Here is a 20,583-nt window from a genome sequence, read left to right on the forward strand (position 1 = left end):
TTAACCTCTTTTACGTCGCCAGGCAGGTGCGCTCTGCGGCTTAGGCGGGATCTCCTGAAGCTGCATCACCACACTTGCAAACTCTTTCATCACCCTACGGTAAACATCGCGTTTAAATGACACGACCTGACGAACAGGATACCAATAGCTCACCCAGCGCCAGCCATCAAACTCCGGCGTACTGCTGGTCTGCATATTGATGTCTGAATCGTTACCCACCAACTGCAACAGAAACCATTTCTGTTTCTGGCCGATACAAACCGGCTTTGTGTCCCAACGCACCAAACGTTTCGGTAACTTGTAACGCAACCAGTTGCGGGTCGAAGCCAGAATACGAACATCTTTCCGGCTTAAACCGACCTCTTCAAAAAGCTCCCGGTACATCGCTTGTTCTGGGGACTCTCCCGGATTGATCCCGCCTTGCGGGAACTGCCAGGAGTGCTGACCATACCGCCGGGCCCACATTACCTGGCCCTGACGATTACAAATTACTATTCCTACGTTCGGGCGGTAGCCATCGTCATCAATCACCGGACTACCCCAAACTAAACCTTATATATGAATGATTGTTTCACACTACAGGGAGGCGGTAAACCACTCTCTTACAGGCCTGCAACCTAATAACATTTGAATAACTCACAAATAAGTGCTGAGTTATAAACAGATGTGAGGCAGAGAGGGGAATTTTATTCACCTTTTCTGTGGATATAGTTGTGAAGAAGTGTCTGATTACCGATGAACAACCTTTATCACCGCCGTTCCCCCTCTTATACCAACTGAATATAATTTCTTTATTTACAGTCAGTTAAATGCAGATCGGTAAACAAAAAGCAGAATAGCGTGACGATCATCACATCAGAGATCGTTGTGCTGATGAAAGATCGAACAGCGTCGGTTTTATCCACAGATTGTGCCAATAAGTTAGTCACAATTTGTGTGAAAATTCGATTTTCATCGCACGTCAAGGCTGTAGATTGAAACAGTAGTCAGGGTTATGCCCAGTTATCCCATTTTTCTGTGGATAACATGGTGTAAGATCCTGTTCATTGTCAGTGACCAGATTTGAACAACCGCTTTTCCGCCCACGGTGAAACGATTTCAACGCGACAAAATATCCAATAAATCATAGACATGTCATATTGGTACAGAAAAAGTTAAACTCTATCCACAGGGGACAATTTCTTCGTTTATTTTTTAATCAAAAGGTTACCATCATGCATCCGCTTACACCCTTGCTTTCACCGCCCTCCAGCGAGAGCCAGTTGCTACAACAGGCCCAGCGCCTGGCAGGCTTTTCGCTTGGCGAGCTGGCCGCCATGGCAGGGCTGCCGATCCCGAAGGATCTGAAGCGGGATAAAGGCTGGATCGGCATGCTGCTCGAGCTCTGGCTGGGCGCCAGCGCAGGGAGTAAACCTGAGCAAGATTTTGCCGCCCTTGGCGTGGAGTTAAAAACCATTCCCATAGACCGTCAGGGGAAGCCGCTTGAAACCACGTTTGTCTGCGTTGCGCCATTAACCGGCAATACCGGCGTAACGTGGGAAACCAGCCATGTTCGCCATAAGCTGAAGCGCGTCCTGTGGGTACCGGTTGAAGGCGAGCGGGCGATCCCGCTGGCCGATCGTCGCATTGGCGCCCCGCTGCTCTGGAGCCCAACCGATGATGAGGAGCACCAGCTGCGTCTGGACTGGGAGGAGCTGATGGACATGATTGTGCTTGGGCAGGTAGAGCGCATTACTGCCCGACACGGAGAAGTGTTACAGCTGCGTCCGAAAGCGGCGAACAGTAAAGCGCTCACTGAGGCCATCGGCGCACAGGGTGAACCCATACTGACTCTGCCACGCGGTTTTTATCTCAAAAAGAATTTTACCGGCGCGCTGCTGGCACGCCATTTCCTGCTTAACACATAGTTTTTTACTTATTTTGAGAGCTCTCAAACATAATCACCTGGTTTTTAAGATTTTACCGCTTTCTCCATTCGCCATATCGGGTTAATACTAGACTATGATTTGATACGAGCCAGATGAGGACAATAACGATGAAAAAATGGGCAGTGTTAGTTTCAGCAGTCGGTTTAGCCTTTGCCGTATCGGGTTGTAGCAGCGATTACGTCATGGCGACAAAAGACGGTCGAATGATCCTGACTGACGGCAAACCCGAAGTCGATGATGATACCGGTCTGGTCAGCTACCGCGACCAGGAAGGCAATAAAATGCAGATCAATCGCGACGAAGTCTCGCAAATTATCGAGCGATAAACAGAGAGAGGTCAGTAGCTTGCTGGCCTTTTTGATTTTTTTCTTCCCCTTTTGCTTCCCCTCTGCCATGTTTATATTCCTTTGTCGGGAACACCCTGACGCGGTCTATATGTCTCATGAGGAAGCCGGCTATGCATTATCACCGTATCCCCCACAGCGCTCTCGAAATAAGCCAACTGGGGTTGGGCACGATGACATTTGGTGAACAAAACAGCGAAGCCGATGCCCATGCACAACTCGATTATGCCGTCAGCCAGGGCATTAACCTGATTGATGTAGCAGAGATGTACCCTGTTCCACCCCGTCCGGAAACGCAGGGACTTACCGAAACGTATGTGGGTAACTGGCTGGCAAAACACGGTAACCGTGAAAAGCTGGTGATCGCCTCAAAAGTCAGTGGCCCGGCGCGCAACAACGATACCGGGATCCGCCCGAATCAGATCCTCGATCGCAAAAATATCCGCGCCGCGCTGGATGCCAGCCTGAAGCGTCTGCAGACCGACTACCTCGATCTGTACCAGGTACACTGGCCACAGCGCCCCACTAACTGCTTTGGTAAGCTTGGCTACAGCTGGAATGAAAGCGCCCCTGCCGTGACGCTGCTGGAAACACTGGAAGCGCTGGCCGAGTGCCAGCGCGCGGGGAAAATCCGCTACATTGGCGTCTCTAACGAAACGGCCTTTGGGGTGATGCGCTATCTGCATCTGGCGGATAAACACGATCTGCCGCGCATCGTCACCATCCAGAACCCGTACAGCCTGCTTAACCGCAGCTATGAAGTGGGTCTGGCCGAAGTGACGCAGTATGAAGAGGTGGAACTGCTCGCCTATTCCTGCCTCGGTTTCGGCACGCTGACGGGGAAATACCTGAACGGGGCGAAACCGGCCGGGGCGCGTAACACTCTCTTTAGCCGCTTTACCCGCTACAGCGGCGAGCAGACGCAGAAAGCCGTTGCCGCCTATGTGGATATCGCAAAGCGTCACGGTCTTGACCCTGCGCAGATGGCGCTTGCCTTCGTGCGTCGTCAGCCGTTTGTTGCCAGCACCCTGCTGGGCGCGACCACCCTGGAGCAGTTGAAAACCAACATTGAGAGTTTCCATCTGAACCTGAGTGAAGAGGTGTTAGCGGAGATTGAAGCGGTGCATCAGGTATACACATACCCTGCACCGTAATAAAAGCAAAACGGCAACGCACGTTGCCGTTTTTAGGGTTTGCTCCCTCTCCCTTTGGGAGAGGGCCGGGGTCGCACTGATCAACGGCGACGCTGCCAAAGCCATAATGCGGCAATCGCAATCGCAAACAGCCCGCCAAACCCGACGCCAATCCCCACCACCGGCACGCCCACTTTTACTGCCAGTGAATAAAGCCCCAGCATCAACAGCATCGCCAGGTTTTCACCCAGGTTTTGTACCGCGATGGCATTTCCCGCCCCGACGGTCTGCTTGCCCCGTTCCTGCAGTAACGCATTGAGCGGCACCACGAAGAAGCCCCCGAGAATACCAATCAGGATCAGGAGGGCATAAGCGGGCAATAATGCATGCTGCAGCGAGAAAATAAGCACCACCACGCCAATCAGGATCCCTGCCGGCATGCAGCGTGCTACCGTCTCAAGCGTGACCAGCTTCGCCGCCGCGCCTGCCCCAACCACAATCCCGATAGCCACCATCGCATTCAGATAGGTTGGCGTCGCGTTGTCGGTGATCCCCAGCGCCACTGGCACCCACAGTACCAGCAGGAAGCGCAGCGTAACGCCTGCGCCCCAGAACATACTGGTGCCCATCAGGGAGAAACGGGTTTCACCGTTACGCCACAGCACACGACAGGCAGTAAAGAAGCTGCCGGTCATTGGCTTAAAGCGCCAGGACTGGCCCGGGCGAGCCACCGGCAGCTTCGGAATAAACAGGTTAGCGACGACCGCCCCGCCATACACCACTGCACACACGCCCAGGGCCGCCAGAACATGCCAGTCGGCCAGGACGCCGCCCGCGACGGAGCCGAGCAGGATAGCGGCAATCGTTGAGGACTCCATCAGGCCATTGGCTTTGACCAGCTTATCTCCCGTGGTCAGCTCTCCGAGGATGCCATACTTCGCCGGGGAGTAGGCGGCAGCACCGATGCCCACCAGCGTATAGCCAACAAACGGATTGAAGCCAAAACAGATACTGGCTGCGCCCAGCAGCTTGAGTCCGTTGGCAAACATCATCACCCGACCTTTGGGGAAGCTGTCCGCCACCTGTCCGACGAAGGGAGCAAATATAATGTAAGCGCCCACAAACACCATCTGCAGGATCGGCTGGCTCCAGTCGGGGTAAAACTCGGCCTTAAGCAGCGCCAGCGTGGCAAACAACAGCGCGTTATCGCCAAACGCAGAGAGAAACTGCGCGGCAATGACCGCCAGCATGCCTTTCGATCTGAGCGAGGTGTTAGTGTGTACTGACTCACGCATTTTGCTGTTCCGCCTCTTCAACCATGCCTTTCAGGGTCACGAAATCGGGCTTCCCGCTTCCCAGCACCGGAAGCTGCTTTAGGTAGCGAATATCGCGCGGTACCGCCAGCTCAGGAATACCATGTTCACGCGCATAGCTGAGTAACCTGTCGCGCTTAAGCTCACTGTCGGTTGTAAACAGCACCAGCGCCTCACCTTTGCTGGCATCGCTCTTCACGACCGTCGCGTGCATCTTCTCGGCGGACACGGCGGTCGCCAGCTGCTCAACCATTTCCAGAGAGACCATTTCACCGGCAATTTTGGCGAAGCGTTTTGCACGTCCCTGGATCTGTACAAAGCCTTGTTCATCGAAGCGGACAATATCACCGGTGTCGTACCAGCCGGTTTCAACCTCGCCGTTGACGTTCTCCGCCGTCGGCGCTTCCAGCACGCCTGGGTTTTCCACGCGCAGATACCCGTTCATCACGTTTGGCCCTTTGAGCTGCAGACGGCCGCCGTCCTCTATGCCCGGCACTGCCAGCAGACGCGCGTCCATCCCCGGCAGAATGCGGCCAACCGTTCCCGGTTTCGCCGCCATCGGCACGTTAATCGAGACAACGGGCGCACACTCGGTCACGCCATAGCCTTCGAGAATGCGCAGACCAAACTTGTCCTGCCAGATCTGACGCGTGCTCTCCTGCAGTTTTTCTGCGCCAGCCACCACATACCGCACGCGATAGAAGTCATACGGATTGGCAAAACGCGCATAGTTACCCAGGAAGGTTGAAGTCCCGAACAGCACGGTGCAGTTACGGTCATACACCAGCTCCGGCACAATGCGATAATGCAGCGGGCTGGGATAGAGGAACACTTCAGCGCCGGTCAGCAGCGGCGTAAACAGCCCGACCGTCAGGCCAAAGGAGTGGAACAGCGGCAGCGCCGACATAAACCGGTCGTTCGCGGTAAAGTCGGCAATGCTTTTGATCTGCTCAACGTTTGCCAGAATGCTCTTGTGGCTGTGGACAACGCCTTTTGGGTTCCCTTCAGAACCCGATGTGAAGAGGATAATCGCGTCATCTTCCGGCTGCTGTTTGACCTGGGCCAGACGCGGCATCAGCAGATGCGCAAAAATCCACAGCTTGTCGCCGGTGGTCACGTCCGCTTTCAGATCTTCCAGGAAGACCCAGCGCACCTGAGTGAGCTGCTCGGGAAGATGCCAGAGCTTGCCTTTGTCCAGGAACTGACGGGAGGTAAAGACGGTGTTAATCTGAGCGGCGGTGATGGCGCTGGTCAGCCCCTTCACACCCGCCGTGTAGTTCATCATCGCCGGAATACGGCCCCGTGAAACCGCGCCAAAAATCACCGCTGCGCTGATGCCCGCGTTAGGCAGCATCAGGCCAATCTTTTCGCCCTTTTTGCTGTACTTCTCCAGTATGCGGCCCACAAACAGGGTCTTGGTCAGCAGTTTGCGATAGGTATCCGGGGTAAAGTTGATGTCTTCGATACAGTTTTTCTTCGCGCCATAGCGGTACTGCGCAGAAAGCAGGGATTCGTACAGCGTTTCGCGCGGACGAACGGCCATACGCGCTTCCATCATGATCTGATGCAGCATCTCCCCGGCGATCTTACGGCGATCGCGGGCACGCGGCGCGTCGGGCATCGGGAGCGACGTTGGTGGCAGAATATGCAGCGTGATGGTGGGGAACAGACGCTGCTTGACCAGCCCTTTCAGACGACTGAAATGGGTTAGCTCCGCCCCTTCAATACGCAGCGGCACCACGGTCGCTTTTGACTTCGCCGCGACAAACCCCGCACCGTCGTAGATCTTCATCAGCGATCCGGTCACTGAGATACGCCCTTCCGGGAAAATGACCACCGGGCGCCCCTGCTCTACCAGACGGACCAGATGTTTAATCATCATCGGCTTTGTCGGGTCGAGCGGCACAAAATCAATCAACGGCGTGAGCCAGCGCATGTACCACTGCTGGCTAATGGATGTATAGACCGCAAACACCGGACGCACGGGCAAAAACAGTGCCAGCAGAATGCCATCGATAAAGGAAACGTGATTTGGTGTGATTAAAACGCGTTCACCGCGAAGCGCCTGGGCATCGCCCGTGACGCGGATGCGAAAGAGGATACGGAAAAGTGTACGGAAGAACCCAAATAGCATCTCAACTCCCTTTGCCAGCCAGTGTGAAGGGTTGATAGTAAATGGTGGCAGATTACACGAGAAGTGATACGGGAGCGACAGCAAAAATGGAGGCGAAAAAAAACCTGCGCATCCGCGCAGGTTGGTGCAAGAGATGAGTACGAAACCGTACTAAGAATTCTCACCAATCAATACCTCTGGGATCTCGACTTTAGCAATCTCTTTCACGTCCTCGCTATCTGACAATCGCAACAGCCTGAGGCAAAGTGTAACTAAAGGTTCAGAATGACATTCTTCAGACATGACTGCGCGTGTAACGATTACACCGCCAGGGTTGTTCTGCGTCACGTTTGTGGAGAGCGGGGATCCGCTCCCCTTGAATGCGCGGCGCTTTTCCGCAACACTATTTGGTGTGTAAACGCTTACCCCCAATAAGAAGGTATTGAATGGCGACAATAAAGGATGTGGCCCGTCTGGCAGGTGTCTCGGTAGCCACCGTCTCGCGTGTGATTAACGACTCCCCAAAAGCCAGTGACGCATCGCGCCAGGCGGTACAAAACGCCATGGAATCCCTGAACTATCATCCCAATGCCAATGCCCGCGCGCTCGCCCAACAGGCCACAGAAACCATTGGTCTGGTGGTGGGAGATGTTTCTGACCCCTTTTTCGGTGCCATGGTAAAAGCGGTTGAACAGGTTTCTTATCAGACAGGCAATTTTTTACTGATCGGCAATGGCTATCATAATGAGCAAAAAGAACGCCAGGCCATCGAGCAGCTGATCCGCCACCGCTGCGCGGCGCTGGTGGTTCACGCCAAAATGATCCCGGATGCCGAACTGATTCATCTGATGAAGCAGATCCCCGGGATGGTAATCATCAACCGTATTATTCCCGGCTTTGAAAAACGCTGCGTGGCGCTCGACGATCGCTACGGTGCCTGGCTTGCTACCCGTCACCTGATCCAACAGGGCCACACCCGGATTGGCTATCTCTGCTCAAATCACCCGATTTCTGATGCTGAAGACCGTCTGCAGGGCTACTACGATGCCCTGCGCGAAAACGGTCTGCCGTGTAATGACCGGCTTGTAGCCTACGGTGAACCGGATGAGAGCGGCGGCGAACAGGCGATGACCGAACTGCTGGGTCGCGGCCGAAACTTTACGGCAGTGGCCAGCTATAACGACTCCATGGCCGCAGGGGCGATGGGGGTGTTGAATGACAACGGGATTGAGGTGCCGGCAGAAATCTCACTGATTGGCTTTGATGATGTGCTGGTCTCCCGTTACGTCCGCCCGCGCCTGACTACCGTACGTTACCCGATCATCACGATGGCAACGCAGGCCGCGGAGCTGGCGTTAGCGCTGGCCGAGCAACGCCAGCCGCCGGATATTACCCATCTCTTCAGCCCAACCTTAGTGCGCCGTCACTCCGTCGCGTCGCCTGCGGAAGCGCAGAGCGAATAACGGTAAAGGTGTACCGTCTTATCCGGGTACTCCAGCGCATCGCCAATGTACTGCCAGCCGTAACGTTCATAGAAGTCACGGCAGGCAGACCACAGATGGAGCGTCTCATACCCCGCCTGCGCGGCGCAGGAAATGACATGTTGCTGAAGTTGCCCTGCCAGCCCTTTGCCGCGCGCCGCGTCGTCAACGTACAGCGCCGCCAGCCATGGAAAGAGATCCTGTCGGGTGATGAGATCGCAGCGCCAGAGCCCCACCGTGCCCACAAGCCGTTCGTCTTCCAGAGCAATAAAGGTCAGCGGTAATGCCCCCGGCGTCTGGCTATGCTCCACGATGCTGTGGAAAAATTCCCGTGGAAGCCCCTCGCCAAAAGCCTGCCAGATCCAGTCGGTCACCTGCTGCGCATACTGCGGCGCGGCGTAAAGAGGCAAAATCGTCATACCAGTTTCCCCTGGAAAATTGGTACGGACTCAAACAGATAGCCGTCAAAATCTGGCGCATCTTCATCCGAGAGTTCAAGTAAGCTCTTTTTGACATTTTCAAGGTGCTGGAACATCGCCTGCCAGGCCCCCATCACGTCACGACGACGGAGCGCCGCAAGGATAGTTTGCCTGTCGCCCAGCCATTTCAGACGGTATGCGCGGCTGGCGATGTGGACATTAAACTGCTGCCATAGCGGGCTACTGTCCATGTGGTGCCAGATACTTTCCACCGTCGCCAGCAGCATCTGGTTTTGCGTTGCGCCCGCCAGCACCAGGTGGAACATTTTGTTGTTATCCTGGCTGTTGTCGTCGGCGGCTATCGCGCGCTGCTCCTGCTCGATAATCCGGCGCAGGTTGTCGATATCGGCACGCGTCGCCATTTTAGCGGCAAACGCGGCAATATTGCTTTCAAGAAGCTGGCGCGCCTGCAGGATCTCAAACGGCCCCACGTCGCTATTAAGAAAACGCTCTTCTTCGTTTTCGTGTTCTTCCGGAATACGCATGACGTACACGCCAGAACCCTGACGGATATCTACCGTACCCTGTAATTCCAGCATCAGCAGCGCCTCGCGCACGATGGTGCGGCTCACGCCATATGTCTCAGCGATATTTCGTTCCGGCGGCAGACGGGAACCAACGGGATAGTGCCCCTGGATAATCTGCGCCCGCAAATCCTCGCCAATTTCCTGGTACTGTTTTTTTTCCGGCAGGATGACAGCCTTATCCACGTTACCACCTGTTTTTTCAGTTAATGCGCAGGCCAGGCGTCCTCCCGGCCAGTTTGCACACTATTTTACCAGAACCCGCCTGGTTTTCGCCTATTTCCATTCATCGTCAACGCCGAGCGTGAGGACGCGCGTATCGCGCAGCTGGCGAAACCAGGTTGCCGATTTTTTCGCTCGCCGGGCGCGGTTATCGTCCAGATCAATCTCAATCAGACCATAGCGATTTTTGAAGGCGTTCATAGGTGAGACATTGTCGGTAAAGGCCCACAGCATGTAGCCGTGACAGTTCGCCCCCGCCTCTCGCGCCAGTAGCGCGTAGTAAAGATGCTCGCTGATAAACGCAATGCGGTAGCTGTCGTCGATGATGCCGTCATCGTTGCGAAACCGCGCTTCGTTTTCCACGCCCATCCCGCTCTCCGCCACGAACCAGTCGATGTTCCGGTATTCCTGTTTAATCCGCATCGCCATGTCGTAGATAATGCGCGGGTAAATCTCCCAGCCGCGGGAGGGGTTCATCCGCCGCCCCGGCAGCTCAAACGGCTCGTAGTAGTAGGCCGGGTGGAACGGGGTTTCCGGGTGCCAGGCGCGGGAGGGGGCTTTTACGCGGTGCGGGTAATACAGGTTAATTCCCAGCTCATCAACGGTGTTTTCCGCGATCAGTGCCAGTTCGTCTGCCGTGTAGTCCCACTTCACCCGGTGCTGTTCCAGCAGGGTAAAAAGCACCGGTGGATAATGCCCGTGCACCAGCGGATCGAGAAAGACACGGTTGTAGAACAGATCGTACATTTCTGCCGCCCGCACGTCATGCGGCGCGCGGGAGCGCGGATATGTGACTTCCGGGTTAAGAATACAGCCCACCGAACCGCGGTAGCCTTTGGCGCGAAACAGCTTCACTACCTTCGCCGTCGCCAGCACCTTATGGTGATTCCACTGCATCCAGGTACTGGTGTTCTGCTCGTAGGGCCAGCGCAGCGCGTCGAGGTAGACGCGGGTCTGGACCACAATCGGCTCGTTGAAGGTAAACCAGCGGGTCACTTTGCCGTGGAAGCGTTCAAACACCTTTTCCGCATAGCGGACAAACAGCTCAACTACGTGCTTCGACGCCCAACCGCCGTATTTTTCAAACAGCACGCCGGGAAGCTCGTAATGTTCCAGGCAGATCATCGGCTCAATGCCCTGACGGTGCATTTCATCAAACAGGTCGGCGTAATACGCCGCGTACTCCTCATCCACCGTCGCATTTTCATAATCGGTCAAAAAACGGGACCAGTTGATCGAGGTCCGGTAATGCGTCAGCCCCGCCTGCTTCATCAGGGCCACATCTTCACGGAAGCGATTGATAAAATCGGTCGCCACCGCCGGGCCATAGCCGTTGTGCCAGACGTGACGATCGTTTTTATACCAGAGGTCGATCCACGAATCCTGGCCCGGTTTTTTGCCGCTCCAGCCTTCGGTTTGCCAGGCTGATGCCGCCGCACCGAGAATAAAATCCTGCGGCAGAGTGATCTTTTTTGTGCTCATCGCATCCTCACACGTTATCGGTGGCTTGCTGCAGCGCGGCCTGCTCTGCGCGGCGTGAGGCAATCTTCACAAACGGCAGATAAATAATGACGGCAGTGACGATGCAAATAAGCTGGGTGATCACCGCCCCCATCGACCCTGCGGTGGAAAGCCAGGCGTTAATCAGCGGCGGCGTGGTCCATGGCACCATCACCACGGCTTTACCGGCAAAACCGGTTACCGTCGCAAAGTAGCCAATCGATCCGGTCACCAGTGGGGTGATGATGAAGGGAATGGCGAGGATCGGGTTAAGCATGATTGGCATGCCGAAGATCACCGGCTCGTTAATGTTAAAGATGCCGGGGCCGATAGAGAGTTTGGCGATCTCCTTCATCTCTTTGCGTTTGGTGGCGATCATCACCGCGATCAGCAAACCGATGGTGAGCCCCGATCCGCCGATGCTCATATACACGTCCCAGAACGGCATGGTGATGATGTTCGGGACCTCTTTACCCTGCTCGAAGGCGCTCATGTTGACGGTGATCGCCCCCAGCAGCAGCGGCTCGCGGATAGGCTTAATCATCTGGTTGCCATGAATGCCAATGACCCAGAACAGCTGAGCGACAAACATCAGCAGCAGAATGCCCGGCAGACTTTGTACCACGCGCTCCAGCGGCTGTTGCACCACCTGATAGACCGCATCATAAAGATACATGCCGGTAAGTTGATGGAATACGAAGCCGAAGGTGGCAATGGCAGTGGTGGTGATGATAGCCGGGATCAGCGCGGAGAACGACGCGGCCACGTTAGGCGGCACGGTATCCGGCATTCTGATCTTTAGCCCTTTGCGGTTTTCCAGCCAGCAGTAGATTTCTACCGAAAGAATGGCGATAAACATGCCGAGGAACAGGCTGCGGGTATCGGAGAACTGACGCAGCAGGACATCCTTCACCACGTGCATTTCGCCATCCACCAGCATTTCCACGGTGGTCGGCGTCACGCAGATAAAACAGATCACCGCCAGCAGGCCGGGGAACAATGATTTTATGCCGTTAATACGCCCCAGTTCGATGCCGATTAAAAACACCGCGCCAATATTGAGGAAATTCAGGGTCGCGTAATTAAGCGCGCTGGTGATCGGTTTCAGCACTGCGAGGAATGACAGGGACTGGAAGCTCGCCAGCCCATTTTTCGGATCCAGTACCATGTTGGAGATCAGCACGGAAAATGCGCCAACGATGATGACCGGCATTAAAGTAATGAAGGCAGATTTGATCGCCATAATGTAGCGATAGCTGTTGAACGTAGTGGCGAAACTGCCCAGAGCGTCAATCAGTTTTTCCTGTAATGCCATAGGGTAATACCTCAGTAAAAGGGCTTTTATGGAATAAGAAGATCAGCCGGATACTATTGGCATACCAAAAATAGCTTTAAGGGGCTCTACGTTCTGTGATTTAGCTCTCAACGAGGCAAGAGGTATTCCAGATGAATATTTTTGACCATTTTGGCATACCACTTTCAGGCGTTTATTCCGCGCTGATCGATCCTTACCGAAAAGCGTGATCGTGGCGGAGTTTTTGCCCTTTCCGCATCGCTTATACGCCGTGAGGTCTGTGTTAAACTGCAGACCAATACGTGGAATCAGGAATGTAGAATGGCAACAATGCTGGATGTCTCACTGCGTGCGGGCGTGTCGAAGGCCACGGTATCGCGCGTGCTGAACGGCACAGGTCAGGTTAAAGAGAGTACGCGCCAGCAGGTGTTTGCGGCGATGGAAGAGCTGGGCTATCGCCCGAACTTTCTCGCGCGTTCCCTGGCAAACCAGACCAGCAACAGCATTGGTCTGGTGGTCTCGACCTTCGATGGCTTTTACTTTGGCCGCCTTCTGCAACAGGCGTCGCGGCAGACCGAAACCCACGGGAAACAGCTGATCGTCACCGATGGCCACGACGCGCCGGAACAGGAAGAACAGGCGGTGCAGATGCTGGCCGATCGCCAGTGTGATGCCATCGTGCTTTACACGCGCTATATGAGTGAAAAAGCGATCATCAAGCTGATGAATACCGTACAAACGCCGCTGGTGGTCATTAACCGTGAAGTGAGCCAGGCGCCGGATCGCTGCGTTTTCTTCGAACAGCAGGATGCCGCGTTTAAGGCCGTGGATTACCTGATCAATCAGGGCCACCGGGAGATCGCCTGTATCACCGTCCCAATCCACACCCCCACCGGGAAAGCGAGGCTGATGGGCTACCGCAAGGCGCTGGAAAAGCACGGTATTCGTCTGGACGAGCGTCGGATTAAATACGGCGATGCGGGCATGACGCGGGGATATGAGCTGTGCAAGGAGCTGATTGCCGAAGGTGTGTCGTTCAGCGCCCTGTTTGCCTGTAACGATGATATGGCGCTGGGTGCGTCCAAAGCGCTGCATCAGGCGGGACTGAAGATCCCGCAGGATATTTCCCTGTTCGGCTTTGACGATGCCCCCAGCGCGAAATGGCTGGAGCCTGCGCTGTCATCGGTCTATCTGCCCATCGACAGTATGATTATCACCGCCATCGATCAGGCGATCCGGCTGGCAAAAAACCAGCCGGTCGATGCGATCCCGCCGTTTACCGGCACGCTGGTCTTACGCGATTCGGTCACCACCGGGCCCTACTTTACTCAGACGAGTTCCAGCGCCAGCAGTTCCTGAATAGTCTGGCGGCGGCGGATCAGCCGCGCCTTGCCGTTATCAAACAGCACTTCCGGCAGCAGCGGGCGGCTGTTGTAGTTAGAGGACATCGACGCCCCGTAGGCACCGGTATCATGCAGTACCAGATAATCACCCGGTTTAACCTCTGGCAGCGCGCGGGTTTCCACTTTACCTCCCTCCTGCTGAGTAAATACGTCACCCGATTCGCACAGCGGCCCTGCAACGACGGTCTCAACGCGCGGCGCCTGCGTTAAATCGCGGCCGTCGGCAGCCAGTGCGGTAATGTGATGATAGCTGCCGTACATGGACGGACGCATCAGATCGTTAAAGCCCGCGTCAATCAACACGAAGTGACGAGAGCCCATCTCTTTCACGCTGCGCACCTGCGACACCAGCACGCCGGCTTCCGCCACCAGGAAACGACCCGGCTCAATTTCCAGTTTCACCGCGTGGCCCAGATGCGCGGCAATTTGGTCACGCGCGGCGCTCCACAGGCCGTAATAGTGATCGGTATCGATCGCCTCTTCGCCTTCACGGTAAGGAATGGAGAGACCACCACCGGCGGAGATCGCCTCCAGATCCTGCCCGAAGTCCACCACCTGGCGCACCATTGCGCCGCACACCTGCTCCAGATGACCATAATCCACACCAGAGCCAATGTGCATATGAATGCCCACCAGCTTCAGGTTGTAACGCTGCAGTACCTCCAGCGCAGCAGGCATATCGGCATACCAGATCCCGTGTTTGCTGTTTTCACCGCCGGTGTTGGTTTTTTGGCTGTGACCATGGCCAAAGCCCGGGTTCACGCGCAGCCAGACGCGATGGCCAGGAGAAACCTGACCCAGCTGCTCCAGCATATCCACAGACCCGGCATTCACCGGGATCTGCAGTTCGTGCACGCGCGCCAGGGTGGCATCGTCGATGACATCGGCAGTAAAGACGATCGCATCGCTGTCAGTTTTTGGATCAAAACCCGCCGCCAGCGCGCGCTCGATTTCCCCCAGTGACACGGAGTCAACTTTTACCCCCTGCTCGCGCATCAGACGCAGGATATGAATATTGGAACAGGCCTTCTGGGCAAAACGCACCACGTCAAACTGATGCAGGGCGGCGATCTTTTCGCGAATGATCTGTGCGTCATAAACCCACACCGGGCAGCCAAACTCGGCAGGCAGGCGTAGCAGGTTGTCAGCATTCAAATCGGTATCAGTCTGGTTGAGCGGGCGTGGCATGGTCTTCTCCGGGTCATCAAATTTTTTATGATTACGCCACAGCGCAAAGAGAATAAAAAATATCGTTTTATCCCGAGTCTATGCAAAAATGATATGGATCACCCTCAGCCTTCAGGTGCCCTATGCCCGCCGTCAACTTACGCCAGATTGAGATTTTTCACGCCGTGATGACCACCGGTAATCTCACCGAAGCCGCGCAGATGCTGCATACCTCACAGCCGACAGTCAGCCGCGAGCTGGCGCGCTTCGAGAAAGTGCTGGGGCTAAAGCTGTTTGAACGCACCCGGGGAAGGCTGCACCCAACGGTGCAGGGGTTACGTTTGTTCGAAGAAGTGCAGCGTTCCTGGTACGGGCTGGACAGAATAGTGAGTGCGGCAGAAAGCCTGCGCGAGTTTCGTCAGGGCGAGCTGTCGATTGTTTGCCTGCCGGTCTTTTCGCAATCCTTTTTGCCGATGCTGCTACAGCCTTTTCTGGCCCGCTATCCTGAAGTCAGCCTCACTATCGTGCCGCAGGAATCCCCGCTGCTGGAAGAGTGGCTTTCGGCGCAGCGTCATGATTTAGGACTCACCGAGACCCTCTCCACCCCCGCGGGAACGGAACGCATGGAATTACTCTCTTTAGATGAAGTGTGCGTTCTCCCGGCCGGACATCCGCTTGCCGGAAAGAGCGTGCTGACACCCGAGGATTTTCACGGGGAAAACTACATTAGTCTGTCGCAGACCGACAGTTACCGACAGCTCCTGGATACGCTTTTTGCCGAGCATCAGGTAAAACGGCGAATGGTCGTGGAGACGCACAGCGCAGCCTCAATCTGTGCAATGGTGCGGGCAGGCGTCGGCGTCGCGGTCGTTAACCCGCTGACGGCGCTGGACTATGCCGGAAGCGGGATCGTTATCCGCCGCTTCAGCGTTTCCGTTCCGTTCACCGTGAGCCTGATCCGTCCGCTGCACCGCCCCTCTTCCGCACTGGTAGATGCGTTCACCGAACACTTAGTGGCGCACGCGCGCCAGGTAGCGCTTCGCTTACCAGATCGACAAGCGCCATTATGAGAGCATAAACGCTACGGCATCCGCTGCGTGAATGGCGGCGGTATCAAATACCGGAACAGGGCTTCGCTCAACCGGCACCAGCAGGCCAATCTCCGTGCAGCCGAAGATCACCCCTTCAGCCCCCTGCTGCGCCAGCTTTTCAATCACGCTGACATAATATGCCCGGGATGACTCGCTGAAGGTACCGAGGCAGAGTTCGTCAAAGATGATCTGGTTGATGCGCGCCCGGTCATGCTCATCAGGGATCAGGCTTTCGATGCCGAACTGACTGTGCAAACGCCCACGATAAAAATCCTGTTCCATGGTGTAGCGCGTACCCAGCAGCGCCACGCGGCGTAGACCGGATGCCGCAATCGCACGCCCGGTGGCATCAGCAATATGCAGGAACGGCAGCGGGCAGCGATCCTCAATGTGCGACGCCACTTTGTGCATAGTGTTGGTACAGAGCAAAATCCCTTCGGCGCCGGCACGCTCCAGCCCCAGCGCCGCCTGGGCCAGGATCTCCCCGGCTTTATCCCATTCTCCGCTCGACTGGCACGCTTCTATTTCATGAAAATCCACGCTGTGCAGCAGCAGACTCGCGGAATGCAGACCACCCAGACGTTGCTTTATTCCTTCGTTAATCAGGCGGTAATAAGGGATTGTCGATTCCCAGCTCATTCCACCTATCAGGCCGATCGTTTTCATCATCCCTCCTTATTATCCAGGATCTTTTTTAACACAACCGGCAGCCATAAAAAAAGGCGCTGAAGTCAGCGCCTTTTTAATCTGCAGAGGTTATTCCGTCACCGGCTCTGGCAGAGGATTGCGGGTGAGCATCGCCTCACGCAGTAAAACGCTACCGCAGGCAAACAGCCCACCCAGGATCGCCGACAGAAGGACAATCAGCGCTTTACCCGGGCCATCTTTTTTCACCGGCATGGACGGTGAAAGCTGGTACCTGAAGGGCTCAAGTTTGACGTCGGCAAAGGAGAGTTTTTTCAGCTGTGCCAGGTAGTATTCCCGGTTCTGGAAATCCGCATTCAGCTCGGTCACGTCCTTCAGATTTTTTTCAATCTGCAGTTTTTGCGCAATGCCGTCAGCGCCGAGCGCAACGGAGTAATCAGGGTCATCTTTTACTGCCTGCCCGTTACTGTAGACCGGCTTCTTAATACCTGCGGCATTCGCCACGGCCAGCGAATAATTCAGTCGCTGCAGGTTGGTATTATGAATATTGGTCAGACGAACACGGTCCAGTTCCAGCTGCTGTTCAACGGCTTTCGTTTTCAGGGTTATCTGGCTACGGATATTCTGAATCGTCTCTTTTTCGACAATCGCGGTAATGTAATTGATATATCCTTCCAGCACGGTTTGCGCATCGCCTGCTGTTGGTGCCGTGAAGCTCAATGTCCAGGAGACATACGGCATTTTATCCGCATCTTTAACCTGAGTGTCATTCACCGCTTTCATTCGTTCTGAGATATTGACTATTGCACGATGCAGCTCAAGCGCATCCACCTCAGTACCTTCCAGCTGCGATGTCACGTAAGGAGAGGTTTTCATGTACTCTTCGAGCAATGACTGCGACTGAAACTTTTTAATAAACAGATCAAAGACTTCCGGGCGGGAAATTTTCGCATCCACATCAAGGACCTGTAATGCAACCAGCATCTGGCGCAACGGGTTCCACTGCGACTGCTCTGCCTGCGTGATCACGGCTTTACTGGTCCATTTCTGCGGCAGTAAAAATGAAACGGCCAGGCCTACCAGCGTGAAAGCAAGCGTCACGGCGATTATGCGTTTTTTCGCCGCCAGCAGCACTTCAACCAGACCCAAAAGATCTATCTCTTTAGCGTGTACAACCGGGGTGGCATAACGGGGAAAATCAAGATCTGTGCTTTTTTTGATATCCATCTCAGACATAGGCATTTTTCTTTTTAGGATTCGGCTTAATTTGCGCAAATAACAGCGGTGGTCGGATGATACATTATCCTAAGAATTATCTTAAGCTCAAATCCCTTAATTTATCCCCCCCTGCCAGAGTTGGTAGTGAGTTTCATTACGTTATTATTGTCATAACGCTGAATCATTCCAACTCCGGCATCGTCTGAAGCGTTTATACAGGCAATACGATCACACCCCGATATTGCGCAATTTCTCTCCTGCCATCAGCTTGCGCTCGATATGTTCCAGCGTTACGCCTTTCGTTTCCGGGATCAGCCAGAACGTGACGCCGATAAACACCACGTTCAGCACGGTATAGAGCCAGAACGTTCCCGCGGCGCCAATGGCGTCCAGCAGCGTCAGGAACGTCGCGCCGATGATCATGTTGGACACCCAGTTGGTGGTCGTCGAGCAGGTGATGCCAAAGTCACGGCATTTGAGCGGCTGGATTTCGGAGCACAGGATCCAGACCACGGGCGCGGCGCTCATCGCGTATCCTGCAATACACATCATCGTCATGCCGACAGAAAGCCAGGAAAGGCCACTTGAGGCGGTGCCGTTATCGAACTGCATCAGGCAGTAGCCGAGGATCAGCGTACCGAGCGCCATCACGCTGAAGCCAATTTTCAACGCCGGTTTACGTCCGGCTTTATCCACGGTGAATACGGCAATAAAGGTGGCGAACATGAAGGTCAGCCCGACCACCAGGGTGGCGATCATCTGCTGTTCCGTGGTGGTGAACCCGGCCATTTTGAAAATGCGTGGCGCGTAGTACATGATGATGTTCATGCCGGTGAATTGCTGCATCGCCTGCAGCAGCATGCCGAGGAAGACCGCGCGGCGCACGTTGCGGTTGATCTTAAACAATGCCCAGCCTCCCTGCTTCAGCTTCAGGCTTTCGCGGATTTCATTGAGCTCTTCGCGCGCTTTTTCTGAGGTGTCGCGCAGCATACGCAACACCTCTTCCGCCTCCACGTGGCGCCCTTTTTGCGCCAGCCAGCGCGGACTGTTTGGCAGGAAAATCACCAGCACGATCAGCACCAGCGCCGGTAAGGCCAGCACGCCGAGCATTGCGCGCCAGTTGCCGCTGTAGCTGAAGTAAGTGTCAGAGAGGAACGCCAGCACAATACCCAGGGTGACCATCAGCTGGTACATGCTGATCATCTTCCCGCGGACATTCTCACTCGCCATTTCGGAGAGATAAAGTGGGGCCGTGTAGGAGGCAATCCCCACCGCCACCCCCAGCAGCACGCGGGAGAGCAGCAACACCTCCACGTGCGTGGCAAATGCGGAGCCAATGGAACCCGCGACAAACAGAACCGCCCCGACCATCAGGCTGTATTTGCGCCCCAGACGAAACGAGAGCCAGCCGTTGAACAACGCGCCGATAGCCGCGCCAAGCATCATGCTGCTCACCACCCACTCCTGCAGACGGCTGCTCAGGGTAAAGTGATCGGTAATAAACGGTAAGGCGCCGGCAATCACGCCGATATCCAGCCCGAATAATAAGCCCGCCACGGCGGCGGCCACAGAGACAAACTGGTTCATGCGGCGTGTATCCCGCAGCGCAGCGGGCATAAGGGTAGAGTCATTTATTGATGTCATAGTTTCCTGCCTGAACAGTAAATGCGTTAAGTGAAATTACGAGATAGCGAGAAAAAGTGTCAGGTGGGAAAAGGTGAAGATATGGATTATTTCGCTACGACATAGCGATCTGTGATGGACATTACAATTTCAATTAATGCTGAATAATCGCATTGTTTTACTAATACATTAATTTTCCAGCAATAAAAGTGTGATGATGGTCATTTATGACTTTTTAGTATGGATTTTTCGTGTTTATCGATATGGATGTTGACAATTTTTGAGCAAAAAAACCTCCGCCCGAAGGCAGAGGTGTTTGCCCCAAACGGCTTATCGCGCCAGCCAGCCGCCATCCACCGCCACGGTGTAGCCGTTGATATAGTCCGACGCCGACGAGGCCAGAAACACGACCGGCCCCATCAAATCGCCCGGAAGCCCCCAGCGCCCCGCCGGAATGCGGTCGAGAATTTCCGCGCTACGCTGCTCGTCGGCACGCAACTGCTGCGTGTTGTTGGTTGCCATGTAACCCGGTGCAATCGCATTCACATTGATATTATGCTTCGCCCATTCGTTTGCCAGCAGGCGGGTCACGCCCATCACGGCACTTTTGGACGCGGTGTAAGACGGTACGCGAATACCGCCCTGGAACGAGAGCATAGAGGCGATATTAACGATCTTGCCGCCGTTCCCCTGCGCAATAAAGTGTTTTGCCGCCGCCTGGGACATGAAAAATACGCTCTTGATGTTCAAATCCATCACGTCGTCCCAGTCGCGCTCGCTGAAGTTAATCGCATCTTCGCGGCGAATCAGCCCGGCATTGTTCACCAGGATGTCGATATGACCGAATTCAGCTACCGCGCGATCCAGCAGTTCAGGAATGGCGTCAATTTTACGCAGGTCAGCGGTCAGGCTCAGGAAACGGCGGCCCAGGGCCGTCACGCGCTCGATGGTTTCCGTTGGCTCGACGAGATTAATCCCGACGATATCGCAGCCCGCTTCCGCCAGCCCTAACGCCATCCCCTGACCCAGACCGGTGTCACACCCGGAGACCACGGCCACTTTACCCTGCAGAGAGAATGCATCCAGAATCATGTTTGTTCCTTAC

At 55.1% G+C, this 20,583-nt stretch carries 18 protein-coding genes; 6 read left to right on the plus strand and 12 right to left on the minus strand.

Annotation, left to right across the window (positions count from 1 at the left end):
• Positions 1–531 (minus strand): RNA pyrophosphohydrolase, encoded by a 531-nt coding sequence (gene rppH, locus C1N69_RS18345; RefSeq protein WP_013098553.1) that lies wholly within the window; start codon positions 529–531, stop codon positions 1–3.
• Positions 532–1,214: 683 nt separating this feature from the next.
• On the opposite strand from rppH, the gene mutH reads away from it, so the two are divergent.
• From mutH to C1N69_RS18360, 3 genes are all read left to right on the plus strand, one after another.
• Positions 1,215–1,907 carry a DNA mismatch repair endonuclease MutH gene (gene mutH, locus C1N69_RS18350; protein WP_025760098.1) on the plus strand — a complete coding sequence of 231 codons (693 nt, stop codon included), beginning with the start codon at positions 1,215–1,217 and terminating at the stop codon, positions 1,905–1,907.
• 128 nt (positions 1,908–2,035) lie between these two features.
• Positions 2,036–2,254, plus strand: a complete 219-nt coding sequence (locus tag C1N69_RS18355) for a YgdI/YgdR family lipoprotein (protein ID WP_008499668.1) — start codon at positions 2,036–2,038, stop codon at positions 2,252–2,254.
• A gap of 131 nt (positions 2,255–2,385) precedes the next feature.
• Positions 2,386–3,426: an NADP(H)-dependent aldo-keto reductase gene (locus C1N69_RS18360; protein ID WP_094919657.1), complete on the plus strand. Its 1,041-nt coding sequence runs from the start codon at positions 2,386–2,388 to the stop codon at positions 3,424–3,426.
• A gap of 80 nt (positions 3,427–3,506) precedes the next feature.
• On the opposite strand, the gene lplT is transcribed toward C1N69_RS18360, so the two are convergent.
• Together lplT and aas are read right to left on the minus strand one after the other, a co-directional pair.
• Positions 3,507–4,700 carry a lysophospholipid transporter LplT gene (gene lplT, locus C1N69_RS18365; RefSeq protein WP_025757803.1) on the minus strand — a complete coding sequence of 398 codons (1,194 nt, stop codon included), beginning with the start codon at positions 4,698–4,700 and terminating at the stop codon, positions 3,507–3,509.
• Complete coding sequence (gene aas, locus C1N69_RS18370) at positions 4,693–6,852, minus strand: bifunctional acyl-ACP--phospholipid O-acyltransferase/long-chain-fatty-acid--ACP ligase (RefSeq protein WP_059384968.1); 2,160 nt, start codon at positions 6,850–6,852, stop codon at positions 4,693–4,695. Before aas ends, lplT begins: the two co-directional genes overlap by 8 nt.
• Before the next feature lie 425 nt (positions 6,853–7,277).
• Here aas and galR point away from each other — a divergent pair, with 425 nt between their 5' ends.
• Positions 7,278–8,294 carry an HTH-type transcriptional regulator GalR gene (galR, locus tag C1N69_RS18375; RefSeq protein WP_025757800.1) on the plus strand — a complete coding sequence of 339 codons (1,017 nt, stop codon included), beginning with the start codon at positions 7,278–7,280 and terminating at the stop codon, positions 8,292–8,294.
• Here the strand turns inward: galR and C1N69_RS18380 are convergent.
• The 4 genes from C1N69_RS18380 to C1N69_RS18395 all read right to left on the minus strand — a co-directional run bounded on the left by C1N69_RS18380 (position 8,255) and on the right by C1N69_RS18395 (position 12,352).
• Positions 8,255–8,731, minus strand: coding sequence for a GNAT family N-acetyltransferase (locus C1N69_RS18380; RefSeq protein WP_155031668.1), 477 nt, complete (start codon positions 8,729–8,731; stop codon positions 8,255–8,257). The genes galR and C1N69_RS18380 overlap by 40 nt on opposite strands.
• Entirely contained in the window at positions 8,728–9,501 is a 774-nt protein-coding gene (locus C1N69_RS18385; protein ID WP_095441237.1) for a GntR family transcriptional regulator, read from the minus strand. Before C1N69_RS18385 ends, C1N69_RS18380 begins: the two co-directional genes overlap by 4 nt.
• Positions 9,502–9,591: 90 nt before the next feature.
• Complete coding sequence (locus C1N69_RS18390) at positions 9,592–11,019, minus strand: glycoside hydrolase family 1 protein (protein ID WP_155031669.1); 1,428 nt, start codon at positions 11,017–11,019, stop codon at positions 9,592–9,594.
• 7 nt (positions 11,020–11,026) lie between these two features.
• Positions 11,027–12,352: a PTS sugar transporter subunit IIC gene (locus C1N69_RS18395; RefSeq protein ID WP_095441235.1), complete on the minus strand. Its 1,326-nt coding sequence runs from the start codon at positions 12,350–12,352 to the stop codon at positions 11,027–11,029.
• A gap of 300 nt (positions 12,353–12,652) precedes the next feature.
• Here C1N69_RS18395 and C1N69_RS18400 point away from each other — a divergent pair, with 300 nt between their 5' ends.
• The gene (locus tag C1N69_RS18400) at positions 12,653–13,690 is read left to right on the plus strand and encodes a LacI family DNA-binding transcriptional regulator (protein WP_059384966.1); all 1,038 of its coding nucleotides are present in this window, start codon (positions 12,653–12,655) and stop codon (positions 13,688–13,690) included.
• Here C1N69_RS18400 and lysA read toward each other — a convergent pair.
• Complete coding sequence (gene lysA, locus C1N69_RS18405) at positions 13,660–14,922, minus strand: diaminopimelate decarboxylase (RefSeq protein ID WP_155031670.1); 1,263 nt, start codon at positions 14,920–14,922, stop codon at positions 13,660–13,662. The two genes, C1N69_RS18400 and lysA, sit on opposite strands and share 31 nt — an antisense overlap.
• A gap of 122 nt (positions 14,923–15,044) precedes the next feature.
• Here lysA and C1N69_RS18410 point away from each other — a divergent pair, with 122 nt between their 5' ends.
• Entirely contained in the window at positions 15,045–15,971 is a 927-nt protein-coding gene (locus C1N69_RS18410; RefSeq protein WP_126801254.1) for a LysR family transcriptional regulator, read from the plus strand.
• Here C1N69_RS18410 and C1N69_RS18415 read toward each other — a convergent pair.
• The 4 genes from C1N69_RS18415 to kduD all read right to left on the minus strand — a co-directional run bounded on the left by C1N69_RS18415 (position 15,966) and on the right by kduD (position 20,570).
• A complete protein-coding gene (locus C1N69_RS18415; RefSeq protein WP_155031945.1) occupies positions 15,966–16,658 on the minus strand; it encodes an aspartate/glutamate racemase in 693 nt (230 codons plus the stop codon). The genes C1N69_RS18410 and C1N69_RS18415 overlap by 6 nt on opposite strands.
• A 90-nt stretch (positions 16,659–16,748) precedes the next feature.
• On the minus strand, positions 16,749–17,873 hold the full coding sequence (wzz(fepE), locus tag C1N69_RS18420) for an LPS O-antigen length regulator Wzz(fepE) (protein WP_047959404.1): 1,125 nt from the start codon (positions 17,871–17,873) through the stop codon (positions 16,749–16,751).
• 210 nt (positions 17,874–18,083) lie between these two features.
• A complete protein-coding gene (gene araE / locus C1N69_RS18425) occupies positions 18,084–19,499 on the minus strand; it encodes an arabinose-proton symporter AraE (RefSeq protein ID WP_025757791.1) in 1,416 nt (471 codons plus the stop codon).
• Between the two features lie 309 nt (positions 19,500–19,808).
• Positions 19,809–20,570, minus strand: a complete 762-nt coding sequence (kduD, locus tag C1N69_RS18430; RefSeq protein ID WP_047959405.1) for a 2-dehydro-3-deoxy-D-gluconate 5-dehydrogenase KduD — start codon at positions 20,568–20,570, stop codon at positions 19,809–19,811.
• Positions 20,571–20,583: the final 13 nt, after the last annotated feature.

This window comes from Enterobacter sichuanensis (assembly GCF_009036245.1).
In the GTDB taxonomy this organism is placed as follows: domain Bacteria; phylum Pseudomonadota; class Gammaproteobacteria; order Enterobacterales; family Enterobacteriaceae; genus Enterobacter; species Enterobacter sichuanensis.

Bases quoted from the DNA above. Each gene is read 5' to 3' on its own strand.
- galR (WP_025757800.1), top strand. From the start codon at position 7,278: ATGGCGACAATAAAGGATGTGGCCCGTCTGGCAGGTGTCTCGGTAGCC.
- C1N69_RS18360 (WP_094919657.1), top strand. From the start codon at position 2,386: ATGCATTATCACCGTATCCCCCACAGCGCTCTCGAAATAAGCCAACTG.
- mutH (WP_025760098.1), top strand. From the start codon at position 1,215: ATGCATCCGCTTACACCCTTGCTTTCACCGCCCTCCAGCGAGAGCCAG.
- C1N69_RS18395 (WP_095441235.1), bottom strand. From the start codon at position 12,352: ATGGCATTACAGGAAAAACTGATTGACGCTCTGGGCAGTTTCGCCACT.
- C1N69_RS18355 (WP_008499668.1), top strand. From the start codon at position 2,036: ATGAAAAAATGGGCAGTGTTAGTTTCAGCAGTCGGTTTAGCCTTTGCC.
- araE (WP_025757791.1), bottom strand. From the start codon at position 19,499: ATGACATCAATAAATGACTCTACCCTTATGCCCGCTGCGCTGCGGGAT.
- C1N69_RS18380 (WP_155031668.1), bottom strand. From the start codon at position 8,731: ATGACGATTTTGCCTCTTTACGCCGCGCCGCAGTATGCGCAGCAGGTG.
- C1N69_RS18390 (WP_155031669.1), bottom strand. From the start codon at position 11,019: ATGAGCACAAAAAAGATCACTCTGCCGCAGGATTTTATTCTCGGTGCG.
- C1N69_RS18415 (WP_155031945.1), bottom strand. From the start codon at position 16,658: ATGAAAACGATCGGCCTGATAGGTGGAATGAGCTGGGAATCGACAATC.
- lysA (WP_155031670.1), bottom strand. From the start codon at position 14,922: ATGCCACGCCCGCTCAACCAGACTGATACCGATTTGAATGCTGACAAC.
- lplT (WP_025757803.1), bottom strand. From the start codon at position 4,700: ATGCGTGAGTCAGTACACACTAACACCTCGCTCAGATCGAAAGGCATG.
- kduD (WP_047959405.1), bottom strand. From the start codon at position 20,570: ATGATTCTGGATGCATTCTCTCTGCAGGGTAAAGTGGCCGTGGTCTCC.
- aas (WP_059384968.1), bottom strand. From the start codon at position 6,852: ATGCTATTTGGGTTCTTCCGTACACTTTTCCGTATCCTCTTTCGCATC.
- C1N69_RS18410 (WP_126801254.1), top strand. From the start codon at position 15,045: ATGCCCGCCGTCAACTTACGCCAGATTGAGATTTTTCACGCCGTGATG.
- C1N69_RS18400 (WP_059384966.1), top strand. From the start codon at position 12,653: ATGGCAACAATGCTGGATGTCTCACTGCGTGCGGGCGTGTCGAAGGCC.